Annotated in this window: 12 protein-coding genes and 1 pseudogene; 8 read left to right on the top strand and 5 right to left on the bottom strand. The window is 59.1% G+C overall.

The annotated features are described in order from the left end of the window. The first annotated feature begins 263 nt into the window (after nt 1–263). From FH08_RS0145075 to FH08_RS49095, 6 genes and pseudogenes are all read left to right on the top strand, one after another. The gene (locus FH08_RS0145075) at nt 264–1538 is read left to right on the top strand and encodes an MFS transporter (protein WP_031364664.1); all 1275 of its coding nucleotides are present in this window, start codon (nt 264–266) and stop codon (nt 1536–1538) included. Between the two features lie 900 nt (nt 1539–2438). Further along, nucleotides 2439–3410, top strand: coding sequence for a fumarylacetoacetate hydrolase family protein (locus tag FH08_RS0145065; protein WP_051889016.1), 972 nt, complete (start codon nt 2439–2441; stop codon nt 3408–3410). 106 nt (nt 3411–3516) lie between these two features. After that, nucleotides 3517–3861 (top strand): hypothetical protein, encoded by a 345-nt coding sequence (locus FH08_RS0145060; RefSeq protein WP_051889015.1) that lies wholly within the window; start codon nt 3517–3519, stop codon nt 3859–3861. A gap of 131 nt (nt 3862–3992) precedes the next feature. After that, nucleotides 3993–4574 (top strand): cytochrome b, encoded by a 582-nt coding sequence (locus FH08_RS0145055; protein ID WP_031364660.1) that lies wholly within the window; start codon nt 3993–3995, stop codon nt 4572–4574. Between the two features lie 700 nt (nt 4575–5274). Next, the gene (locus FH08_RS0145045) at nt 5275–5619 is read left to right on the top strand and encodes a hypothetical protein (protein ID WP_031364658.1); all 345 of its coding nucleotides are present in this window, start codon (nt 5275–5277) and stop codon (nt 5617–5619) included. Between the two features lie 177 nt (nt 5620–5796). Next, nucleotides 5797–6530: pseudogene (locus FH08_RS49095) on the top strand (IS6 family transposase). 68 nt (nt 6531–6598) lie between these two features. Here the strand turns inward: FH08_RS49095 and FH08_RS0145035 are convergent. Both FH08_RS0145035 and FH08_RS0145030 read right to left on the bottom strand, forming a co-directional pair. Then, nucleotides 6599–7519, bottom strand: coding sequence for an AEC family transporter (locus FH08_RS0145035; protein WP_031364657.1), 921 nt, complete (start codon nt 7517–7519; stop codon nt 6599–6601). Nucleotides 7520–7908: 389 nt separating this feature from the next. Next, nucleotides 7909–9102, bottom strand: a complete 1194-nt coding sequence (locus FH08_RS0145030; RefSeq protein WP_051889014.1) for a tyrosine-type recombinase/integrase — start codon at nt 9100–9102, stop codon at nt 7909–7911. Between the two features lie 453 nt (nt 9103–9555). Here FH08_RS0145030 and FH08_RS0145025 point away from each other — a divergent pair, with 453 nt between their 5' ends. Then, a complete protein-coding gene (locus FH08_RS0145025) occupies nt 9556–10602 on the top strand; it encodes a DNA-binding protein (protein ID WP_051889013.1) in 1047 nt (348 codons plus the stop codon). Nucleotides 10603–11037: 435 nt separating this feature from the next. On the opposite strand, the gene FH08_RS0145020 is transcribed toward FH08_RS0145025, so the two are convergent. Further along, complete coding sequence (locus FH08_RS0145020) at nt 11038–14715, bottom strand: CHAT domain-containing protein (RefSeq protein ID WP_031364654.1); 3678 nt, start codon at nt 14713–14715, stop codon at nt 11038–11040. 506 nt (nt 14716–15221) lie between these two features. Between FH08_RS0145020 and FH08_RS0145010 the strand changes: the two genes are divergently transcribed. Further along, nucleotides 15222–19121: a DUF7379 domain-containing protein gene (locus FH08_RS0145010; protein ID WP_031364652.1), complete on the top strand. Its 3900-nt coding sequence runs from the start codon at nt 15222–15224 to the stop codon at nt 19119–19121. Between the two features lie 101 nt (nt 19122–19222). Here the strand turns inward: FH08_RS0145010 and FH08_RS0145005 are convergent, their stop codons facing one another. Then, complete coding sequence (locus FH08_RS0145005) at nt 19223–20947, bottom strand: CHAT domain-containing protein (RefSeq protein ID WP_031364651.1); 1725 nt, start codon at nt 20945–20947, stop codon at nt 19223–19225. Further along, on the bottom strand, nt 20944–23757 hold the full coding sequence (locus FH08_RS0145000) for a PAS domain-containing protein (protein WP_031364650.1): 2814 nt from the start codon (nt 23755–23757) through the stop codon (nt 20944–20946). The genes FH08_RS0145005 and FH08_RS0145000 overlap by 4 nt, the downstream gene beginning before the upstream one ends. Nucleotides 23758–23852: the final 95 nt, after the last annotated feature.

Here is a 23852-nt window from a genome sequence, read left to right as displayed (position 1 = left end):
ACGGGCTGCTTGGTTGCGACTAATATTATGCTAACGTTAGCGCATTGAATCACACCCGTTCGCTAGCGCTGAAGCCATTCAGCCGTGCGGATTTGCAGCGGCCGCAAGTCGCGACACCGATTGCCAATCGTTCGAAGAAACGCGGCAACCTCGCTTGTCTGTGGCCAAGCCGCGGCTTGCAGCGTGGGCCCGGCAGCTGGCGTGGCTCGGCAGACGACTGGCCGGCGGAAAAAACGAAATCAAATTGAAATTGGAGACAACTGATGACCGTACCCCCGCATGATCTGCGCTACGAGCGCCGTACGCTTGCCCTTCTCGGCTTCGGTTTTGGACTTGTTGGGTTCGACAGATGGCTCATGGCGCCGCTCTTTCCGCACATGATGCGGGATCTAAATCTGAACTATTCGCAGTTGGGCACCCTGATTGGCGTTTTGGGCGTCGCTTGGGGATTATGGTCGATCGCCATGGGGCCGCTAGCGGACCGTATCGGAAGAAAGAAGATTCTCGTGACGACGATGGTCACCTTCTCCGTTCTGTCCAGTCTTTCTGGCTTTGCCACGGGATTCATCAGTTTGTTGCTCTTGCGGGCGGCCATGGGCGTGGCAGAAGGAGCGTTTACGCCGGCAAGCATTGCCGCGAACAGTGAGGCATCACTGCCAGCCCGGCGGGGGTTGAACCAAGGCATCCAGATCAGCATGATCCCCTTGATGGGCCTTGGTTTCGCGCCGATTCTCGCCACACAATTGTTGCAGGTAGTGCCGAACTGGCACTGGGTTTTCGCCATCTCGGCAATTCCCGGCATGATCGTGGCCGCATTGATCTGGCGTTACGTGCACGACAAGCCCGCGTCTGCCACGGAAACCGGCCACGTACATGCGGTACGGCCGGCCTGGACTGAGATCTTTGCCAGCCGCAATGTCGCAGTCGCGACGGTATCGATTTTGTGCGCGATGAGTGGGATCTTTGTCATCGGTGCAATGGTGCCGATTTATCTGGTTTCGGTAGTACACCTTGACATGCGCAGCATGGGAATCGTCGCTTCGGCGGTCGGTTTCGGTGGCTTCGTAGGTTGCTTCGCCGTGGCAGGAATATCGGACTTCATTGGTCGTCGACCTACCGCGGTAATCGGCTTCGTCTGTGCAGCTATGCTTCTGTACCTGTTTTCCAATACCGGCCCCAACACGACGCTACTGTTCATCTTGCTGTTTGGTGTAGCCATGTTCGCCATGGGACTCTTGAGCCTGCTTAGCGGTCCTGTCGCAACCGAAGCCGCCCCTATTGGATTGGTAGCGTCAACGATCGGCTTTGTTTCTGGGGTGGGGGAGACCTTCGGAGGCGGAGTCGCACCGGTGGTGGCCGGGTTTATCGCCCAGCACTACGGTCTCGCTCGCACCCTTGACTTCGCGTTCTGCAGCCTTGCCATAGGTGCAATCGTTGCCCTGTTCCTGGTTGAGACCGCGCCACGCCGCAGGCGCGGAGAAAGCGGAAAGTCAACGCCCGCAAAAATGACCGTTGCGGCCCGGAACGGCGACGCATAGTGTCACGACTTATAAATTCGCATACAAATCTATGCCCTGGTAACCACAGGTACGTTGCCGCGGTAGCACCTTGTGAATAGTACGAAGGGACTGAGCTCCTTAGGTACAACATGCGGGGTGAAAAAGGGAACGTCGTCCGAGCGCATCAGCGGAAACGAGATTGAAGGAGAAACCAATGGGAAAGACTGAAAGGTCCTTGCGTTCCATGGTCGAAAAGTGGCTTGTGATAGCTCCCGCACTGTCGGTTCGGGTAACACGAGGAATTCGTGCACGCTCGGATCAGAGGCCCTATGTATGCGTCGAGGCATCGCTATCGACAGGCGCGTTCGCACTCTATCTCTTCCGCCAAGACGACGGTACCTGGGACGTATTCCCGCCTGATGCCGATCGCCCGGCGATGAGTGTTTTTTGACGTGCGGCGCGATTGGGATATCTGTAGATGTGATCGAACGCCGGTCGCGTCCACGACCGAGAGGGGCTCCTATGTTTGACGAATTGAACCATCTACCGCGCGATTACGTGCGCGATCTGGACGCGTGGACATGTGCTTGGTACGACGCAGCCGTCGCAAGGGGCTTTATCGGATCGCCGTACGAACCCGACGCCGCGACCGTAAAACTTCTTCAAGGCTACTTCCACGCCAGGCTGACGCCCGTTGAAGCCGCTGAAGCATGCTTCGCGCGAAAACACTGAAGAGGCGCTGTGTTGTCGTATCGACGTTCGAGTAGGACCCAATATAGGAAAGACAAACAAGGGGATAAATAATGTAATGAATTTGAAACTCATGACACTGGCCCCTGTTAAATATAAACCTCATAAAAATTAACGTACTTCGCAGTGCAAATAAATAAAACGTGTGCTGTTGCCGAAATTCAGATACGTGATGGAGTGGATATAAAGATGTCTACTGTACTTGTTAACGTTTCAGCGGCTCACTGTGCACCATTTCCCGCGCTGCTATTCGACACGCGCGTGCTAGCGCTGTCCTATTGGGAGTCAAGTGGCTTACATGGCATTCGGTCCATGGAGGCTTTCTTTGACGAGTGGGCCGCGAATGCGCCGTTGCTGAAAAAACTGTTCGACGACCCTGCGACTGTCGACGCTATCACCAACCGAGGAATGCCGATAGCAGACGTCCGAGTGCATGCACCTGTTTCGCCCGGACAGGTTTTCTGCACGATCGGGAACTATCGTAGCCAGCTTCTCCAGGCTGCTGAAGACGCGGAAGAAGGGGCGAACTGCGACAGTGCGTCAACGCGCCGGCAAGCAGTACAAGCCGCCATCGAAGACCGGCGACGCAGCGGAGTTCCATATGTAGGCTTCAAGGGTACTGCAAGCGTAGCAGGACCCTACGACGTGCTTGAGGTCCCCGAGCACCTTAAGACACTTGATTGGGAAGTTGAGGTGGGTGCGGTCATCGGCAGGAGTATTTCTAACGTGAGCCCTGAACGTGCAATGGACTGTATAGCGGGATACTGCGTGGTCAACGACATTACCCTGCGGGATCGCATCTTTCGCAAAGACCTTCCGAATTTCGGTACTGACTGGTTGCAGTCGAAGTCGACACGCGGGTGGCTGCCGACCGGCCCATGGTTTGTCCCAGCCTGGAGCATATGTGATGTAGCGGCGCTGCGGCCATGGCTCCGTTTGAACGGTTCTCTGATGCAGGAGGGGATTGTTAGCGACATGCTCTTTGATATTGGAGAGCAGGTCGCATACCTATCCAGGTTCACGACGCTTGAGCCTGGCGACCTTATCTGCACCGGCACCCCGCCAGGCATAGGTAGCCACTACGGCAGGTATTTGAAACCCGGGGATGTGATGGAAGCAGGCATTGAAGGATTGGGGATGCAACGAGTCACGTGCGTGTGATGACAGCGGTGGGGCCTTCGAAGAGAGAAACGTAAAGTGTGCGTCATCCAAAGCGAGTGCTTTGTCAGACAGAAATGTTTTATCAGTAATACTTATTCTGGAGACCATGGTGAAAAAATTTAACGCACGATCGGCTGGAGTTATTTTGATCGCGACGCTTCCGTACTTGGCGTTTGCTCAGCAACATGCTGCGAGCGCGCCAAGTCAGTCCGGCACGATTGACCATCCAGCCTCAATGAGTAAGCCTGAGCTCAGGGCTCAACAAAAGGCCGATCGAAAAGCAGCACGCAAACAGGCCCGTCAGGCGAAAAACGCTCAACTGAAGAGCCTCGAACAGCAGGGGTACGGGCCGTCGGCCGATCCGAACCAGTATCCTGAGAATTTCCGTAACGCTGAGAAAAATGCGAGACAACAGAAGCAAGCTCCCTCCCCACCAGCGTCTGGAAATTGACTCGCGAAGATTCACTTCAATACAAATGGAACCGACCTCCGTCACGTAGAACGGAGACATTTTCGCCCCTCAACTAGCGCCGAAGTGTATCCAGAGATACCGTGCGGAGCGCAGCTTACCCGGAGCAAGAGATGGAACGGAGACAATATTCTTCTACTGCCAAGGTCCTTCACTGGACCATGGCGGTTGTGATCATCTGTTCATGGGCAGTTGGTTACTATTCGAGCACGCTGACGGTACCGCAGAAGATTCAGGCCGACAGCATCATGCTGCACAAGTCAATAGCGACCGTCACCCTGTTTCTTGTCGCCGCGAGGATCGCGTGGCGTCTTGTGCATGGAGCACCTCAGCCATCGTGTGATCTGCCGGTTTTCGAACACAAAGCTTCGCTGCTGGGACATACGGCTCTCTATTTATGTATGGTTGCGCTGCCGATGTCCGGTTGGTTGTGGAGCTCGGCTGCGGGATATCCGATTCCGGTTGCAAAGCTATTCTTTCTACCACCCCTGATGGCCAAGACACCGGCGCTGGCGCCCTTCTTTAAGCAGACGCACATTGTACTCGCGTACACCATCGCGGTCCTTGTGGTTGGGCATGTGCTGATGGCGCTAAAACACCATTTTATTGACCGCAATGACTCTTTGCGTTCGATGTTGCCCTCTTGGCTCTTGAAAGATAAGAAGCAGGATAAACAGCGCTCGATTTCCGCATAGCGTTTGCGGACAAGAAAGCTAAAAGCCGTTTGTTTGAAGAGATGGGACTCTTCAAAGGGTCACTTCGTTTTTCTATATGGAAATATTCGATAGTCGTGAGCACCGATATTCCCCGATAGATATCGGCACAGTGCTGTTTCCAGCGTGCATTGGCACCAGCTAGCGGGCCCGCGAATGGCTATAGTCGTCGAATACTTGCCGGCCGACGCCACTCCACGAATAATCAATACAATTTAAAAGCTACCGTTGAAGTCGGCCGATCGAAGGACAGAAATGGGCCGACCAGAGACGGTCTTCATCCGTCTCTGGTCGGCCACAACCGGTCAATCGACACCGCCATTCAGATCGTTCACAATCCCCTCTGCGTACTGCGTTGGTGCGCAATACGGCGAAGAAGTCGTCTCTGACCGGAATCCCCTCTAAGGGCGCACATGAAGAACAAGGGGCCGCACATTTTTGGCGGAGGCGCAGCCTTCTTTGGCTTGCTGGCCTACTTGGACTGGCGCATCGTCCAAGGGGCGGCTGAGACTGGTGTGATCCCGAAAGGCAGTCGGGGCTATAGTACGATCTCGTTAGCTATTGATCCCGCAGCCTTTCGATACCAATATCATTACGACTTTGTGCAGGCAGCGGGCTTCGCGCTTATTAGCGCGACCCTTCTAGTTGCCGCGATAGTCTGCTTCGTTCGGTATCGGTGAGGATGCCCAATGTCAAGCTGAACGAAATCACGCAACTGAACAAGGACAATGCACGGCTCGTCGCCGAGGCCGGCGCCGCGACCAGGCGACAGCGCGAAGAGCACGCACAAGGCGAGCAACTGCAGTCTGCGCTGAACCGGGCGCTTGCCGACCACGCGCGTGCCGAGGCTGAACGCGATGCGTTGCAGACAGCGGGGAGAACACAGGCCGCTGAACTGAGACAGGCGCGCGAGGCGCGTGAGTTGCTTACCGCTGATCTGACGAAGCTCGCGGCACAGTTCGATGCGCAGCAGCAGTTGCTCGTGGATTACCGGATGCGCATGGGTCTTGCGGGCGCGGCCGAGTAAAAGCGCCAAATTTTGCATCTAAAGGACGCGGTTTCGCGAAATCTCGGTCACAGCAAGTCATTGATTTTTATTGTCATTTCGAAACAAACCGCCAGATTTTGCACGAAAAGGACGATTACCCCTGGTTGGTCAGGGGGGCGTTGTCAGGTTGCTGGGCCGGTCACGTAAGATGGCGTGATGAAGAAATCGAAATCGCTCTATCACGGTCACCGTTTCCCAGCCGAGGTCATCAGTTGCGCTGTGCGCTGGTATTCCGCTTCCAGTTGAGCTTGCGCGACATCGAGGAACTGCTCTTCGAGCGCGGTGTGACGGTGACATACGAGACAGTCCGATGCTGGTGCGATAAGTTTGGCAAGGGCTTCGCTCACCGGGTCAAAGCGGTGCGACGTAAGCCGGGTAGCACATGGCACCTCGGCGAGATGTTCGTCAGGCTGCGTGGTGAACCGCACCTGCTGTGGCGTGCGGTCGACGAGCATGGCGCCGAACTCGATATCTTGTTACAAAAGCGGCGCGACAAAGCCGCGGCCAAACGTTTCTTCAAGCGTGTGCTGCGCTCGAACCCCGTGCCGCGCAAGATCGTCACCGATCAGTTGCGCAGCTACCCCGCGGCCAAGGCTGAGATCCCCGAGTTGGCGAACGTGAAGCACGTGTTCGTCAAAGCGGCAGCCCGGCTGAACAACCGCGCAGAGAATAGCCACCAACCGACGCGTGAGCGCGAGCGTCGCATGCGTGGCTTTCGCGACCCGAAACGCACACAGAAATTTCTCTCGTGCTTCGGACCAATCAGGCAACATTTCGCTCTCAAGCGGCATCTGCTGCGCGCTTCGCTTTATCGCAAACAGCTTGCTGCTCGGTTCGCCGCTTGGCGCGAATTCGCCGAAGTCACCCAAAATCCGCCGATCGCTTTCTGACCGATCGTCGCACCGGTCATCGTGCCGTCTCACTCGCGGCAAGTTGACAACGCCATGGTGAGTCCGCGCTACAGAATGTAAAGCCAACCGAGCAGCGTGATGACGGAAAAGAGCGTAGTCATCGAGATCACTGCGCCCACTACGGTCTTTTCGACGTCGTATTCAACCGCGAGCACGTACGCGCTCTTGGCGGTGGGCACGGCAGAGCACACAACAGCGGCTACAGTCGCCGTCCGGTCGAGGTGTGCCGCAAGGCAAAGCGCGTAGACCACGAGTGGCATGATGGCCAGCTTAAGCGCCGTGAGCAACGCATAGAGACCCAAGCGTTCGCGCAGTTCGGAGAGTGTCAGATCAAGTCCAATTGCAAACAGCGCGCATGGCGTCAAGGCTTCGCCCAGCATCGTGAGAAACGACGCGACCGGCCCGGGCAGTTCCGAACCGAGGATCGACCAAAGCAGTGCGAAAATCGTGGCAAGGATTACGGGATTGGTGGCGATCTGCCGCATCAGCGCGGCCGTCCGTACGTTGTGCGATGTGTCGTATCGCCCAATCTCGAGCAGTAGAACCAGTATTGGAAACATCATCGCGCCGACGAATACGGTCGCAATCGCAGCTGCGAGCACTCCCGGCTGGCCAAAAAGCGTCTTCAATATAGGGAGTGCGACGAATCCGGTGTTCGTCATCGACACGGCAGCGGCCAGTATTCCGCTCTTTCCCACGCCTGCGCTGCACGCGATTCGCACAAACATCGCTACGGCCGCAAAGCAGATCATGGAACCCCCGCCGAACGCAGCAAGAAAGCGCCAGTCAAGGAGCGAGTGAAGCGACTCGTCGGCAATCGTCTGGAAGACCAGGGACGGCATCGCCACGTAGTAGGCAAAGCGCATCAGCGGCGCAGCCAGCGCGCGCGGCAGGTAGCCGAGGGCGCCGGCAAGCCATCCCGTTAGGATGATGGCAAAGATAGGAAGTATGGTGCCGGCGAGATGCATGGTGACCTCCCGTAGCGATGGGACCTAGGCGCATCGACGCTCATCCCTGACTGGGCGTCATTATCGGGGAAAACTTCGTACGACGCGTGGTGAAGTCGCAAATTGATCGCGCGCTAAGACGGGCTACGGACCCCGGGCATTTCCGAACAATAAACACTTGTCGGGGTCGTTTGTGTGACGCGATGAGGCGCGCCTGCGTGTCTCCCGACCCGCCGCGTCGGCCGGGAGGCTATACCCGCTGGCAACCGGCCGTTGTTCTTCAACGGGCGTCGACGCCGCTTTAGATCGACAGGCAGCAACGGGTCGCTATGTTGATATTTGCATAGCGGCCGCTCGGCGCGGCCCGGTCACCGACCAATTTATGAGAGCTCGAATCGACGGTCAAATTGCTACCAGTTGAGTCTCAATCCGGCCTCTGTGGCACGGTGACGGTCGTCGTCGTCCGCGTGCAGGTACTGGCTCGTCGTCGAGATCGAATCATGCCCCAGGTTGTCCCGGACGTATCGCAGATCGACTTGCCCATCCATCATGTGCGAGCCAGCTGTGTGCCGCAGCCAATGGGCAGACGCCTGGCGCAACCGATCCGCGGCGCGCTCATGCGCTTCGCCCGTCGATTGCAAGTGCCCGATCGCATTATCGAACACCTGTTTGATGATCAGGTGCACGGCGCCCCGTGTCATCGTCCGGTGAGTTCCGCCGATCGGCAGTAACAGTGGTGTCGTTTCGCCGCCATAGGGGAGGGCAGCCAGACCGTAGTGCCGGCGATAGCGTGTGAGCTCCGCCATCAGTTCGGTCGTCGCCGGCAGCAAACGCTCCTTGTCGCCCTTGCCGACGATCGTCAGCCACCATCGGTCCTGGCCATCGCGATCGCGCCGTCTAAAAAAGCCTCCCATCGGGTTGCTCACGACTTCCGAGATGCGCAGCCCCATCAGATATAACAGCGAGATCAGCCAGCGCACGCGCAGGTAGTGTTCTCGCTCGCGCGCACTGTCACGAGGCATCGCGTCGATCGAGGTTTTGACGGCCTGCCAGAGATCGTCCTCCAGAAAGCGCGTCACCCTCGGCTTGGCCTTGCGGGCGCGTTGGCGCGAGAGCGACAGCGGATTTCCGGCCAGGTAGCCCGCATTAACCAGCCAGGCGAAAAGCGTATTCAGAATGACAAACGCTTGTCGCGCGCTGCTGGGGGAGAGCGGTCCCGCGAACGGCCGCCATTTCGGATCCGCTCGGGCCACTTTGCGGCCGGTCATGACCCAACGCTGCGCCGGTTGTGGGTCTGCCAGAAAACGCCGATAGAGGAGCAGGTCTTCGTGCGTGAGCGAGGAGAGCGGTTTGCGCAGTTCGGTGGTCGACCACAGCAGAAGGCGTTCGGACTCCTTGCGATAGGTATCGAAGGTCGCCTTCGTGTCGACGAAGCGCGCGAGCCACGCCGTTATGGCGTCGACGTCGTTTTGCGCAGCAATTTGAGGACGGGTGCCGAGCGCGCGGTTCGTGCCGAGGCCACCGTCGAGCTCGGCCGGCAAAGAAAACTGCTCAAGCGGCACGAGGGTGCCGTCGGACACGCGGAGGGGCTCAGGAAACGGCATGACGGGGAGAGGCGTTGGTTTAAGTAATTTTGTTCCCGTCAAGTAATGGCAAGTTGGCGGCAACGTCAATCATTGGGAACAAATTTGCTTTAAAAAGTTTTAACCAAAATTGTTCCTTCGGCTGACACATTAAGCAATTTTGTAGGGTTGCTGGCGTCCCGGATCATCGTTGCCCGGTTCGTGCCCGTCAATGTTCCGCGTTGCCGGTCGTCGGTTGAGCCCAACACCGGCTGCCAAGTGCATCAGCACGACGATTTCGGTCCAGGGGCTGGGAACAAAAAGTCTTTAAGAATGGGTACACATTTGCTTAAACCGACGGGAGATGCTCAATTCGCACAATGCGTCATTTTACTCGACATTATCGTCATAATGTCTAAATTCAATCTTCTATTTCAAGTTAATTAACGTTATACGTTATATTATCAACATATTCATTCTCCGGAACTGCTCGCCATGGATGCTTCGTCCGCCCTGGAGGCGCAATTGCACGCGGACATCGCGCAGGAAATCGACCAGCTGCGCGCGCAGTTTCCGCGCACACAGGAGCTGTATCGCGAGGTCTGCGTGCTGCTGTTTTTTAGGCACGGCATCACGCCCACCGCGAACCGGCTCTATCAGCTGGTGAAGAAGGGCAGCATGAACGCGCCGGCCGAGGCGCTGACGCGTTTTTGGGCGACTCTCCGTGAAAAGAGCCGGGTGCGCATCGAGCACCCCGACCTGCCGGCGGAACTGCAGTCCGCGACCGGTGAACTGGCCGCCGCGCTCTGGACGCGGGCGGTCGATATGGCGCAAGAGGAGTTGGCCGCCGCGCAGCTCGAGGCGCAACGCTTGGTCGCAGAGGCGCTGGCTCGGGAGGCTCAGGCCGAGGCCGAACGCGACAAGTTGCGGCAGGAACTGACAGGCAGTGCGGCGGCGCTGGACGGAGCGCAAACCCGCGTCACGGAACTTGACCAGGCGCTGGCTATCTCCGTGGCCGCTGCATCCGCGTTACAAGACCAACTGGGCCTTGCGCAAAAGGGCGAGCAGCAGTTGCAGCGAGCGCTTGAAACCGCCCGCCATGACTTCGCTTCTGAACTGGACAAGCTGCGCGCCGACGGCAGGCTGGCGCAGGAGCGACTCAAAGCCGCCGAAACTCGGCCGCTGCTAGAAATCGACCGTGAGCGGCAGGCGACCGCGCGCTTGCAGAAGGAACTTGACGCCGCTGCGCGAAAACGGGAGCAGGGGGACGCCCGGCATCGCGACGACGTGCAGAAGCTGCAAGGGCAAGTCGGTAATCTGCGTCAGCAAGTCGGTGTGCTGGAGGGTAAGCTGGATGCGCTGCGCACCGTGAACGCGCGTTATATCGATGAAGCGGCGCAGGCACGTGAGCAGCGAGACCAACTGGCGCTATCACTGAAGAATGCCACCACAAATCAGAAGGTGCCGAAGACAAAGCAGACCGCTGGCGTACGCACAAGCAATGCGCCAGTGCGCAAATCGCCGCGCACGAAAAAGCTTTGATTTTTCTCGGCCGTAATATTCGGGCCCGATGAGGCCTCGTAGTCAACGCGCTCGGTACCTACAGGTCAAGATGGGATGACCGGGCGCTTACGCCGCACCTATTTGGCGCTTCATTTATCAAACCCTCTTGAAATAGCGACATCACCAACCTGCATCCGCACCACTAGATCGGACCGCGCGGCTATTGTGCGGTTGCCGGGGCAAAGGATTTGCCAGAGCATCAGGAGCAGTTGAACGAGCAGTACCCGTGGTTGTTCAAACCCATAGCAGGTCAGGACGCCACCTGATTGCATCGCCCGGGGACCACACTAGTTGAGAGCGGTGCGGCACTAAAGCCGGATGCCGGCGACCAGGGAGGGGTCAGCAACTGCCACCGTGCGAACAGATCACTGACCTTATCCCGTCAGCAAGTGAATCGCCATTTGGATTCCAGGTCTAACCCAAGCCTGTTGTACCTTCGGCCAACTTGAAGCCCTGCTCGACCAAGGCAAGCACGAGATTATCGAGGTTGGCGCCTTCGGTGTTGAGCGACTGGATCAAGGTGTCAAAATATACGCCTTCTATGGCCTGGACAGTCGTGCACAGGTCTGCAAACGTCGTCGGCATTGCCTCGCGGGCCTTGGCACCGAGTGACAATATCTCGACGACGAATGCGTTGAAGCCCGTTTTCAACATGTTTGACTGCGTCAGGAGACCTATGGTAATGGCAGCCAGACGGTGGGCAATCGAACGGATAGGCGCTCCGTGGCCCCACAAAATGTAATTCGACAGATTGTAATGGCTAAGCGCGCAGGTACCAGGCATCCCCGCGCGATAGTGGTAACGCAGAGCCCTTTCTTCAAACGGTATCGCGGCACCGGGACCATGGAGCGCATGTTCCAGACTTGCGGTTGCCGAGAAGATGGCAGCCAGGCCATCGATGTCGTCTTCGCGTTCGAACGTCCTGCGGCAGCGGTTGATGAGCTTGCGAACGTCGCCATAGCTCTGTAGCTCAATCAGCGGCTGGTAGTCATTGAATTCAATTTTTGCTTGTTGAAGATCCCCCGCATTGCGCTCAGCCTGGCTCTTTTTGATCTGCTCATTCAGTTGCAGTGCACGATCCCATTGTCTCAGTTGAAGAGACGCAGACCGCCCAATATCAAGGAGCGTCTCGCGCACATTCCAGGGTATTGCGGTCTCGTTCTCGCCGGCTTCCGGCAGCCCTGCGAGGCGCTCCTGTAGCAACAGCACTGTATTCAATACTTCCTGAAAGCGCCCCTTGGCGGACTTCACGACGAGTCTCTTACCCTCGTCGGCGAGTTGCGTCCACGGCCCCAGGCCCGCAGCTTTTGAATACGCAATCTTCCTATCGGCCATGGCCAAGGCATCATCGAGCGTCCCGGCCAACGTGATCCAATTGGTGAGATCTCCGGCCACTGCAGAAGCCACACGAAACTGTCCGCGATCAACCGCAGCCGCGAGAACCTGGCGCATTTCCTCTTCGGCTTCCGCATTTTGACCGATCGATCTGAGCGCACGAGCTAGCTTTGCCCGGTCGTAAAGTTCCTCGGCTGTGCCGCTCGTGGCGCCAGCAATCTTCCTGAGCCATGGCAATACCGCAGCTGCGGTTGCCGACGAGTCATCACGGAGCAGAACATGCTCAAGATAAGCGCTGGCGGCCCCCCAGTTACCGAGGCGTAGCAGGTACGGAGCGGCGGAAATTCCGCTGCGCACAAGCAGTTTTCCGGCCCCCTGCGTTTCGGCAGTCTGACTCCACTGATAGGCGGACGACCAAAAACCTGCGAGCGTTTCGTCGACCGACCTACGAAGCGCGGGATTTGTGGTCGCCACCTCACGGGCCGTAATGGCCGGGTGAATCGACCAGCCGACAACGTCCGCTTCCGCCGTGCGCGCGATCAATCCAGCTCGCAGAACAGGCGCACACAAATCGTCGTCAGGAAGATCTGGCAGCGCCGGCATCTCGATGGCAGCAGCAAGGCTTCCCCATACCGCATTGAGCACGCTATCCGTCCTGTCGTCAGCCTCGATCACACAGAGGATTTGCAGGAAAGCCCTGCTGGCCGGCGGCAAGGCGGCTACCGCACGATCCGTCCAATCAGCGAGCGCCGAAATGAAACCTCGGTCTGACACTTGACTTTCGCCGTAGTGGAAGAATGCGTCGATGGGACTGCCATCTGCCCTCCATACCGCTTCGGTGTGCTTGATCTGGGCCGCCAGCGCACTCGTGTCAGTCGCCAGCCCCTCTGCCAGCTTGATCAGCGTTGGATGCCCCTGCACAACATTGAGCAGACGGCGAGCGAGAGCGCGCTCGGCCGCATTCCCGTTGAAAAAGCGGTACAGACGTGACGGCCGGCTCATCAGCAGAGCCGCCTCTGCTAGCGAAAGGGAGTGAACAGGTTCTACCAAAAGGGCTGCCGGCAACAGGGCCGGCCGAGTTTGGCTGGTAAGGATTACGCGTGACAATCCGCTATGGGCAAGGAGCGCCTCAACGAACTGTCCGAATTGCGGATCACGCCATTGCCCCTCGTTGGTCAGGAGAGACTCGATGTTATCCAGCACGACCAGAACGGCCTGCTGTGCCAGAAGAGCTTTAAAGCGCGGCAGCCATTTCGCGAAATCGACCTGTCGGCCGACCACGTGTAGCATCTTGAAGTCGGGAAGTTGCGATTCCATTGCCATCGCCAGATCACGAAGCGCCGTTGCCGTATCCCGCTCGCGATCGGGCGCCTCGAACCACACCCAAGCCTTGAACCTGGCCGTCTGCCTCATGTGGTATGCCAGTTCTACTGCGCACGCGCTCTTGCCGGCGCCTGCCATACCATGGAACAACACACCCACTTTGCCGCTTGAGAAGGCAAGCGCCGCACTGGCCCGAGTCATCAACGCGACGCGTCCAACGAAACGGTTCGGTTCCGATGGAAAGTTGAACGTCCCGGTTTCAGCGGGCGCAAATGTCATGCGCGTCACTTTCGGCAGCGCGAGGCGCAGATCGACAGACTGTCTGCCAAACAAGGCGGGTGTCACCGCAGACAGCGGACTGGTTTGCGGTGCGTTTGCCGCTGCCTTTACCGCGCGTTGAAACGCTTGTGGAAGGCAGACATGCTTGTTGAGAAGCTGCCTGTAGAGCGTATCGGCAAAACCAATAGCGAACTGATCTTCAACAGGGAACCGCATGGCCACAACGGCGCAATCCAAAGCCGACGCCAGGGCCCGCGCGATAGGTGGCGTCGCCGAAGACGCCTCGTCCCTGATGTCCAGGCCGATAGTTTGTGGGTCGATTCCAATTGCCGCCAAGAGTGCGGCAAGCGAACCTGCACCTGAATGACACGCCGATACCGTGACCAGTTTCAGTCGAGTCCGGTTCTCACGCAGGATTTGAGCAAGTTCCTCCGCGTCTACAACGTCTCTCGAACCGTTTGTGCTTTCCAGAGAGAGCTGACCGGGCATCCCATGACCCGAAAAATGGACAATGTCCCAACCCTCGCCCTCGTCCAGTGCGTCGCGCAACGTCTCGCGAGTGGCGCCATATTGGAGTGTTCGAAGCTCTATGGCGGCATGCCGCGCTCCACCTTCTAGTTCAGAAACCATTCGGCGCAGAGCCTGCCGTTCCTCGCGCAGATTTAGCGGGCACTCCTCCGGCGGCAAACTGAAAACCGCCAGAATGCGAACGGCAGCGCCGGTGCCCTCTCCGCGCGGGGCTATTGGATCATCGAGAACCTCGAAGACGAGCGCGATGTTTGCCAGCGTAAGCGGAACACCCTCGATGGTCGTTGCCTCCAGGGGCCGCAGAACAAGAGCCTCCGCGGCGCGAGGCACGACGACCCGGACAGTCACCGGCGCATAATCGCGCATGATCCGCGTCAGGGTGCCGAAAAGATTATCGCTTAGCCAGTCTCCAAAGGCTCCGAGTTCTGCCGCTTCCTCCTCCGGCCGGTCCGGTGATGCTCGCCGCCAGACGTACTGTGCCAGATCGAGAAAGCCCTCGTACTCGGCAACGCGCGGATCGAGCCTGACCTCATGGTCCCCAAGGAACTGACCATGTGCGTCCCTCAGCACCCATCGCCAGCGCGTGAGATCTACGAACGAATCGATGTCAAGGACGAGGATGTTCATGATGAACTTGACGACTCCGTGGCAAAGCGTTGGTCCAGGTCAACGATCAAGCAAGAATAGCCCAAGCGCCGAAGACCGCCGACGATTTATGCGGCCAAGTCGCAGGATCTCTCCAGAAGCATGCCGCTCTTGACACGCAATTTTCGATGCAGTCACCCGTCAATGCGACTGCCGGAGCGCCACCGGCAGTTTCAAGGGTGAAGTGCGACAACGGGTTTAATGTTTGGAGCCTGGAGGTTGGCTTGCTGAAGCGAGGGTCGCAGGGCAGACCTCGAATGGCGAATGCCTCGATCCGGGCGATACGCACGCCAATCGTTCTGATTGATCCGCCAAACTCGGAGCGTTTCCTTGTCCGGGCATTCAAGGTCGCGTAGCGTGCGGTGCCGTCGGCTGATCGATTGGCTCAGCTCTCCGAACAAGTGGCCATCTGTTCGCGCGGTTGTCGTGAGTTGACATAGTTCATGGGTATGCCTATTTTCAATCCATACCTTGAGACGGAGTGAGTCATGGCGCGCGAGTCCTTCTCTGCCGGATTGAACCTCGAGTTCGATGATCAGCACTTCGCGCTTTCATCGTCCGAGCGGACATCACGGTCGCGACGAGGCGGTGCATTCGGTCCGGCAGTCGTGATCGTGTCGTCAGGTGAGGACGTCGGCGTCGCCGAGGCCGTCATGGAGATCCTCCGCACTGAAAATGTCGTGGAACGGGCAAGCGACGCCATCGAACTCACTCCCATCGCCGACCGGCTCACTCGCAAAGGTTCGTCGGCCATGCCCACGCGACTCACGGTTGAGGTCGAGGAAGAGCAGCAGGCTGTCGTGCTCGTGGAAAGTGACGGCCTGTTGTGGTGGGAGTTCGGGCAAGCCAATCAGGCCCCGGAAGACACGGCGCGCCGGCGGGGCGAGCCGGTCTCGCGCAGCGTGACTTTTTCCCTTGATGCGCCACCGCTTCCCTCGCACAAGCGTGGCGTGCTGCGCCAAATGATTCCCGGGGCGATTCGTGCAATCGTTCTGTATTTCGCCGCCGAGAAAACGGCCGATGCGCTCGTCGCGTTCATCGACGGCAAGCACCGCGAGGGGCCAGTCAGGATTGGATCGGCGACCGATGTTGCCGCGTGGGTTGGTCACGATGACTACGCCGGCATGGTGCAGCGACGCAATCCCACAGGTAAATTCCTGCTCCTGCTGCACGGGACGTTTTCGACCACCGTCGGCGGCTTCGGGGAACTGGCTGCGACACCCTGGGGACAACGGTTCCTCGCCGCCGCCGACGCGCGCTACGACGCGGTGATCGGCTTCGACCATCACACGGTCGGTACGGCTCCCGACGCCAACGCTGCCCGGCTCGCAGCAGCTTTGAAGACCTTGCCGTGCGACCAGCCGATCGAACTCGATGTCGTTTGCCATAGCAGGGCAGGTCTGGTTCTCAGGTCGCTTGCCGAGCAACTTCGCCGCGATGGCAGCCCGATCAAGATCAAGCGGGCGATATTCGTCGGGGCCACGCATCTTGGAACGCAACTCGCGCGTCCGGAGAACTGGGAATCGTTGGTCAATTTGATCACTAACCTGTCGTCGGTCGCGACCAGGGTACTGGCGTTGTTTCCCGGAGCGGCGACGGCGTCGGCGGTCGCGCGCGAGACCATCAAGTGCATTGGGCAGTTTGTGAAATATCTCGCGCAGGTGTCGATTGCCGAGCGCCGCCTTCCCGGCATAGCCGCAATGGACCCCGACGGCGAGTTCGTGGAAACAATCAATATCGCCTCGAATGTGGCCTCGCTCTCCGATACCGAGAGCTATGTGATCACATCGAACTTCAACGTCAGGATACTGGGAGACGGCTCGCACGAGCCTGGAGAGTTTCCGTCGCGGCTTGCCTACGCGCTCGCGGATGTCGCAGTGGATCGCCTCATGAAGGGCGATCAGTCCGAGGCGGTGCCGAATGATCTGGTCGTCGATGTCGCGTCCATCCTTGGGAAGGATTCGACGTTTGGCGCCGGGGTGAAAGACCTGCTCAACTTCGGATCGAATCCGTTGGTGTACCACACGAACTATTTCCTGCGGCCCGAGACGGTTGCCCGGCTCGCGCTATGGCTGCATCTTCCATCGCCCGTTGAAGATCTCGACTTGTACCGCCTTGCCGGGGCCAAACGCGGGATACTGCCCATGCCGGCGGAGACGACCGTCGGGCAGGCGCTGCAACTGGTGTCGCGCGTCAAACCGGATTATGTCGTCGTCGCTCGAAAAAATCCGTATAGGCAAACCTACATTGGGAATCGGCGAACGCTGCATTATGCAATCAGTGCGGACGAGCTTCGACGTTCCACCCAAAACAGCGAGACGCTGGCGCCCCTCGAGCAGGCGCTGGGCTTGCACGAATCTGATATCTCTCAGGAATGCGAGATCGGTCAGGCACCGCTGGATATTCCAGACGTCCACGCCACCATGCCGTCCGCCAGCCGCACGGTGGTGACGGGTGACTGGGGCGCTCAAGCCGTTCTGGAGCCGGGTTCGCGTGCGGCCAATGCACTCGTACTAGCCGAGATGGCGAGCCAGATCCATGCGCAGGCGGACGCGCTGGCTCAGGACGACGCGGACTACCGGGTCATCGACGAATCCGAGCGGGAGAAAGTTGCGACGCTGACCGCCGCGGCCGGAGCGGACGGTTCCTACCTGGAGCTCCCGCCTTTGCTGCGCTCGTTGCGGGCAGCCACGAAGATTGAGTCGCCTGTTGAAGTCAGGCGCACAATTCGAAAAGACCCTCTGGTGAAGCGCACGCCAACCCGTAAAGAACCTGGAAAATCCGGAGGCGAGCGCCCGGCTGCCAGGCCGAAGCCTCGCGAAACGCTGGCGCCGTTGCACGCGACTGCGCAAATGCGCAGCGAGGTCGCGTTGGGTTCCACCACCACGCTGACCGTCACGTTATCGGCCGAGGACATCGCCATCGCGCATCAGTCCGGTGAGGCACGTGACAAGCAGGACGCGATGGTCGATCCGCGCGAGCAACTGACCATTCATGCCATCCCGCGCTGCGGGTTCGATTACGTTCCCGGTGAGCGCGACAGAATCGTCGTCGACTATCCCGTAGCAGGCCGGCCGCAGATCGTCGATTTTATCTTCAAGGCAAACGAGGCAGGCGAGGGCGAGATCTCGGTCGCAGTGCGGCAGAACAATGTCCGGCACATCACGCTTACGCTTCGGTGTGCAATTGTTCCGCAGGCCGACCGTGCGCCCCGGAGCGTGTTCCGGACCGCCGTCGCCCCTGATACCGACGACAGCGGCTGCCCCTCGCTCGAAGTCTTCGACCGGCGCAACGGTCAAGAACTCCGATATGAATTTTTGCTCGACACGGATCGGGTTCACGACCGCTTTCAGTCCGATCCGATCATGGTCGATCCGAAGGAGTTCATCTCGGGAAAGTATGAGGCGATCGACGAGGCATGGGCGCAGACCCAGGGGCAGGTGGATCAATTCTCCGACTGGCTTGAGGCCTTCGGCGGACAGATGTTCAAGGAACTGTTTCCTCTCACGCTGCAGGAGCAGTTGTGGAGCCTTGTTAGGGACGATAGTCTGGAAGGTATCCAGATCCACAGCGACGAACCGTTTCTGCCATGGGAGGTTGTGTTTCTGGACGATCCGGACGAACAGGGTTCGAGCGGCAAGGGCCTCTTTCTGGGGGAGCTCGGCTTGTGCCGGTGGCTGTATGGAGCCAAAGCTGCGCGGTCGATTACCGTGCGACCGGACCGTGCAAAATACGTCATACCGAATTACCCGACCAGCATGAAGTTGCGCAATGCCGAGACGGCCGAGAAGGCAATGCTCGTGAAATACGGATTCTCGCCCATCAAGCCCCGGTACAAGGAAGTCCTCGAAGCACTGAAAGGTCCGGGAGCGTTCGACCTGCTGCATTTCGCCTGTCACGGCGCGAGCGACTCCAGGAACATCGATACCGCGTCGCTTCTGCTGGAGGGAAGCCTGAAGGGTGACGGCAATGGACGCTTAGCCTGGTACAAGGAATCTCTCGACGCGACGGTCGTGGACCGGTTCGCCAACTTCCGGTCGCTTGACGGCAACCGCCCGCTCGTGATCGTCAACGCGTGCGAGACAGGGCGGCTCGGATACAGCCTGACGAAGCTCGGCGGATTTGCGACGGCGTTCCTGGGCCCGCGACTCGGGACCGGCGACAGTCGCGGACGCGCCGGTGCTTTCGTCGGCACGCTTTGGTCTGTGGACGACAAATACGCCAGCACCTTTGTCGAAAAACTGTACGCGGAGCTCAGCGCCGGCAGGACCATGGCGCAGGCGTCGCGTGCGGCGCGGCAGGGCGCCCGGGAAGCAGGGGATGGAACGTGGCTTGCATACACCGTGTACGCATACCCCGGTCTCGTTGTGAATTTCGAGGCCCTGTGAGAAGCGGGGGCCTTCGAGTAAACCGACAACGGGCGAGGCCCTCGCGCGAGTATCCGCCGAAACTCGCACATGCAACGAAAGGCGCCTTTGACCTGCGCCCTTCAATCCCTGACCACCGCGACGGCGGACGCCCAGATTGGCAAGCCGAAATGGGATAACCGCACTTCGTTGCATGCCTCGCAATATGCTTGCGCGACGGACATGTTTTTCTGCAGGTACATCTGGTAGAAGATGCGCAGATATTCAACACGAGCGTGGTCGTCCACATCCCACCGGAAACCGAGCACCGCTTCGGCCCCGCTGCGCATCATCTCGATCGACGTGCGCAGCGACGAGCCACCGCACGACGAGAGCACTACCATGCGGATTCCCGCTTGCTCCACCCAACTCGCCACTTTGCGGACCGATACACCCTCTGCCTGGCCACTTTCGCCGGGAAGGACCAGGAAAGTCCCCTCGTCGCCCGGCAAGTTTATTGAATGACCGGAAAAATGCAGGATATCGAATTTTTCCGAACTGACCAGGTCCTCGATTTTTCTTCTGAACTGGGCTGCGGTCCTGATGCGAGGTGAGACAGACACGCTGCTGACGGATTCGAGCTTTCTGCCCGCCTTGAGAGTTGCAAATTCCTTGACCACCTTTAATTCGTCCGCGGTCTTCTTCGCAAGTTCGGTGAGATGGGCAATGGTTTGTGCACCCGTTGTCTCGTTGAAGACGGTGGCGGTTCCTTCGAAGCTCGCGTTGATGAAAAGAAGCCGCAACGGCCGTTCTTGTTGCCCCGGTCCTGGATTCGCGTTGCGAGCGTCGCGGTACTCGCTGGACTCGAGTTCCGTAAGGATCTCGGCCTGCCAGGTCTGTTCAGCCGCTCTGCCACTGTTTGCACTCGCTTCGTGAGGCGCATGCTTCATGAAGCGGATTCTGCGCGCCATCGGAACGCGCGTACAAAGAAAGTCGCTTCCGTATTCGGGCGGCCTGGCTAGCTCGAACGGCAGTTCGAACAACCGGGCGGCCTCATAATTACCGATTTCGATGTCGAAACGCAGTTCTATGGGGGCGCGGTCGCGCTTGCTAGTCTGGTATTGATCGATGATGAAGGGACCTATGGTCTCGTTGATGAATAACCTGAATACCTCTTCGCCGAATTTATCCAGCATGGCGCGCCAATTTCCCGCCACGCGTCCTTCGCTGATCGGGGAATAGTTGCTAATGCTATCCAGCAGGTGATGGAGATCCATCAGACTCCGATACTCGTACTCGCCGCTTGCCTTCACATTGGCGCCTTCCGTCACCAGGTATTGTGCGGCGTATTCACCAACCCGCACGGTGATGCGCTGATGTGCCGTGGAGTCGCCGCCTGAAACCCCACTGAGCGCTTTCGCGAAGGCCAAGGGGAGATTCTCGTCGCTGAGGTCCAGTGACCGGATGTTTCCCTGCGAGCGGCGGACCTGACGCAGCTCGAGGCCTTCGACGGGCGTTGAGACCAGCACCACGACCGGCACGTCGGGAACGGTATGCGTCAGCAGGTCGAGCAAGGCCATGGCGGCCACGCTGCTGCCGGTCGTGCCGCCAATGCTTTTGGCCCGCACCGCTCCGTCCAGCACGATCAGGCCGAGTGCGGCGCGGGCCGGCTCGAGGTCCAGACATGCAGTGCGGGCTTTTTCGGTCGAGGAATACGTTACCAGTCCCATTCCGGCGAATCGATCGACATCAGGAAACCGGGCCCCCTGATCGCGGAGACCGGAGTGCGCGTCCGAGACCAATTCGCATATGGTGAGGTCGTCGGTGATGAGCGCAATACGCTGAGCCGGTGACGTGTCGGTTCTCATGGCCGAAATTCTCCATGCAACCTCGGCAGTGTGACCTGGAATGCAATCCACGACGGCGCGGGGTCGTCGTTCGCCCAGGTCGTCTGACGGACGTCGAGCTCTCCGCCGTGCGCCCTGATCACACCGTCGATCGCTTCGAAGGCGAGGCTCGAATCCGTGCGGGCCACCCGAATCGCGCGCCACATGATGTCGTGAGTGCGCGTACTGTTGGCTTCCCTGTCTACATCCGCATCGTTAGTCAGCGTAATGGCAAGCTGTATGCTGCTCCTTTTGGACGCAAGCGCCACCTCGACAAGCTCATCTCCCGACCTCATGCGCAGCATGTACGCCACGATCGAACGAATCGCAAATTCGATTCTTTGTTGATCACCAGTCACGAGAAATTCGTCGTCGGGCCACGTGACCTTGATCATTTTCCGGTCCCGGTCAGGCAATGCTTCAGTAACCCCAAAAATGCAGTCCCTGAGCTCGAATATTTTCCGCGTCCGCAGCGGACTACGGCGAATCTCCACGCCCTGTGCGAGGCGCTCAAATGTAATGTCCACCTTCGCGAGTTCGGCAAGCACCCGTTGCGCAAGGAGTGCTGCGTCGTTGGGGAGCGGCGGGTTTTGCGTTTGCGCGGCCGCATTGCCCGAGTTGCCGCAAAGTGCAGGCAACTCGCGCAGGAGACGGTTCGCCAAGGCGAGCGGCGCACGTGTCTGTTGCGCGACATCGGCCACGGTTTCCCGGAGAAAACGCAGATCCACTTCCCATTCGCGGGCCCTGAGATCGACGAGAAACCAGATCGCGGTGTCGAAGCCGTCCAGGACGCGCCGGGTCGCCAGCACGGGGCGAACCAGTTGATCTTCGCCGAGGAGCTCGACTCGGCTGCGCTCTGCCGAGTCGAATGTGCCCAGTATTTCCACGGCGGTGGGATCATCCTTCGCTGCGTAGTCGCGTAGAAAGACGAGCTGCGGCTGCTCTTTCTGGAAGCCTAGAAGGCGGGCGGCGGTCGGGTTGACCGTAATGATCGCACCGTCCAGGTCCGCCACAACAACCCCTTGCCGTGTGTCGATCATGATGGCGTCGTTGATTTGATCGGTGACCCGCGAGCGCAGGCCCTTCTCGATCACCCCGACGAGCTCGTCGATCGATACCAGGTCCATGCCGTGGAAAGCGTGCGCCTCATGCATTTCAATGTGGAACATCCAGCAGATGCGCTGGTTCACGCGCAACGGGACGGTGATGGCGGAGCGCACGACATCGCGATCCAGTCCAATGTAGTCATATTGCTCGATATCGGGCGAGCCCACTTCGTTGACGACGATGGTCGAGCCGCGGCTCAGGCAGGCGCCCAGCATGCCCGTATGGAGTGGCTGGACATAGCCGGACCCGATCCTGAATGCCTTTGGACATGGACTCTCGTGAAAGAGCTTGAATTCCCCTCTCAGGCGATCGACCTTGTAAAGCGACACATAGTCCCACTGGAAGCGTGCAGCCAGGAGGTCGACGATCCTGCATATATGCTCCTGCACGGGCCCGGCGCTTGTCAGTAGCGATCGGAGTGTGACGCTGAGTTCCTCGCGCTGACGACGAATCTGCGCTTCGATCCTTAACAGCAAAGGTTCGAGATCAAGATTGCGCAGGATTTCGACATCTCTTTGCGAGTACCGGTTCGCTTCGCGCGAGGCAAGCGTCAGCGCGGAAGTCGGGCCGTGCGCAGTGCTGGCGACCAGAGTCACGCAAGAACGTATGTTCCGTTCCAGGTACATGCTCGCGACCTGGTTCCCGGAACTATCAGGAAGGGCCGCAACGAATTCGTTCAGGTCCGTTATGAATGTTTGGCCGCTCTTGATCCAGTCATTGACTGTGTCGGGCAGCGCAAGCCATCCACGCTTCCATCCCGGCTTGTCCGGCGGGTAGAACGCAAGAGCGCGGAACCGGGTTGCATTTTCAGCGTAGATGCCGAGATTGGCATGCTTGAAGCGAATCAGCCGTCTGACCTGGTCGAGGACAAGACCAAGCCATTGCTGCCATGACTCGATACTCGGGGCGCGGGCGATACTGCCGATCTGCTCCCTGACGCGATCCTCCAGCGTCAGTCCAATGAACGCCAGCGCGCCCAAAGCACGGCCGTCCAGCGCCATGTCCGGGACCAGGCGCAGAGGCGCGATCTGGCGCTCGCCGTCCGTATAGCGGGCCACTTGTATATCGATGGAGACGGTTTTAAGCGTGTGAAGACATCTGTCAAGGCCGTCTCCCAGGGCGGCTTCAAGAATGGGATCCTGTGCCCCGGGGTCCGCGTTCGACTTGCCGAACACCGACACAAGTTCGTGATCTATGACCTGTGCCGGCGTAAGCGACATCGCGCGATAGGTCTCCGCATTTGCAAATCGAATGAAGCCGTCCGCGCTTATCCGCAGCACGACGAGCGGCGCGGCATCGAGTTGCATGGTCTCCGCGCGCCGCTGCTGCGCGCCGTCTGCGACGAACACCAGCCGTTCGCCCGTCAGCGGCGATTGATGGAGCGTGTGCAGCCAGGCAGGCACGAGCGCGCCGGTTGCATCGCGGTAGAGTGCGGCGAGCGAGCGGCGCTCGCGGGTCCTGGCCCGTGCGGTGTGCTTCGGTAATGCGGAGAGACGAAAAATATCAGTCAGCCGCTGGCTCGTGCCAGGGGGTGCGAGTGTTTTAAACGCTACGCTGGCGCGAATCACCAGCCCCGACCGGTCGACGATCGCACAGGGGCTGTCAGAATCCAAGAGCCCGCGAATGAGGCGGTCATTTAACGAATCGTCGTCGATGACGATACCGGGGCTGGATTCCGTGCTCATGGACCCTCCAGTTAGAAAGGTGCGAAGGCCGTGTGCGCACCAGCGCGAGCGTTGCAAGGAATAATCGTTCGATTGACGCCGCGAGCGCTTCCCGT

The sequence above is a fragment of the Caballeronia sordidicola genome (assembly GCF_000729995.1).
GTDB lineage: Bacteria > Pseudomonadota > Gammaproteobacteria > Burkholderiales > Burkholderiaceae > Caballeronia > Caballeronia sordidicola_A.
The sequence above is the reverse complement of the archived record's forward strand: the minus strand, read 5'-3'. Positions and strand labels throughout refer to the sequence as shown.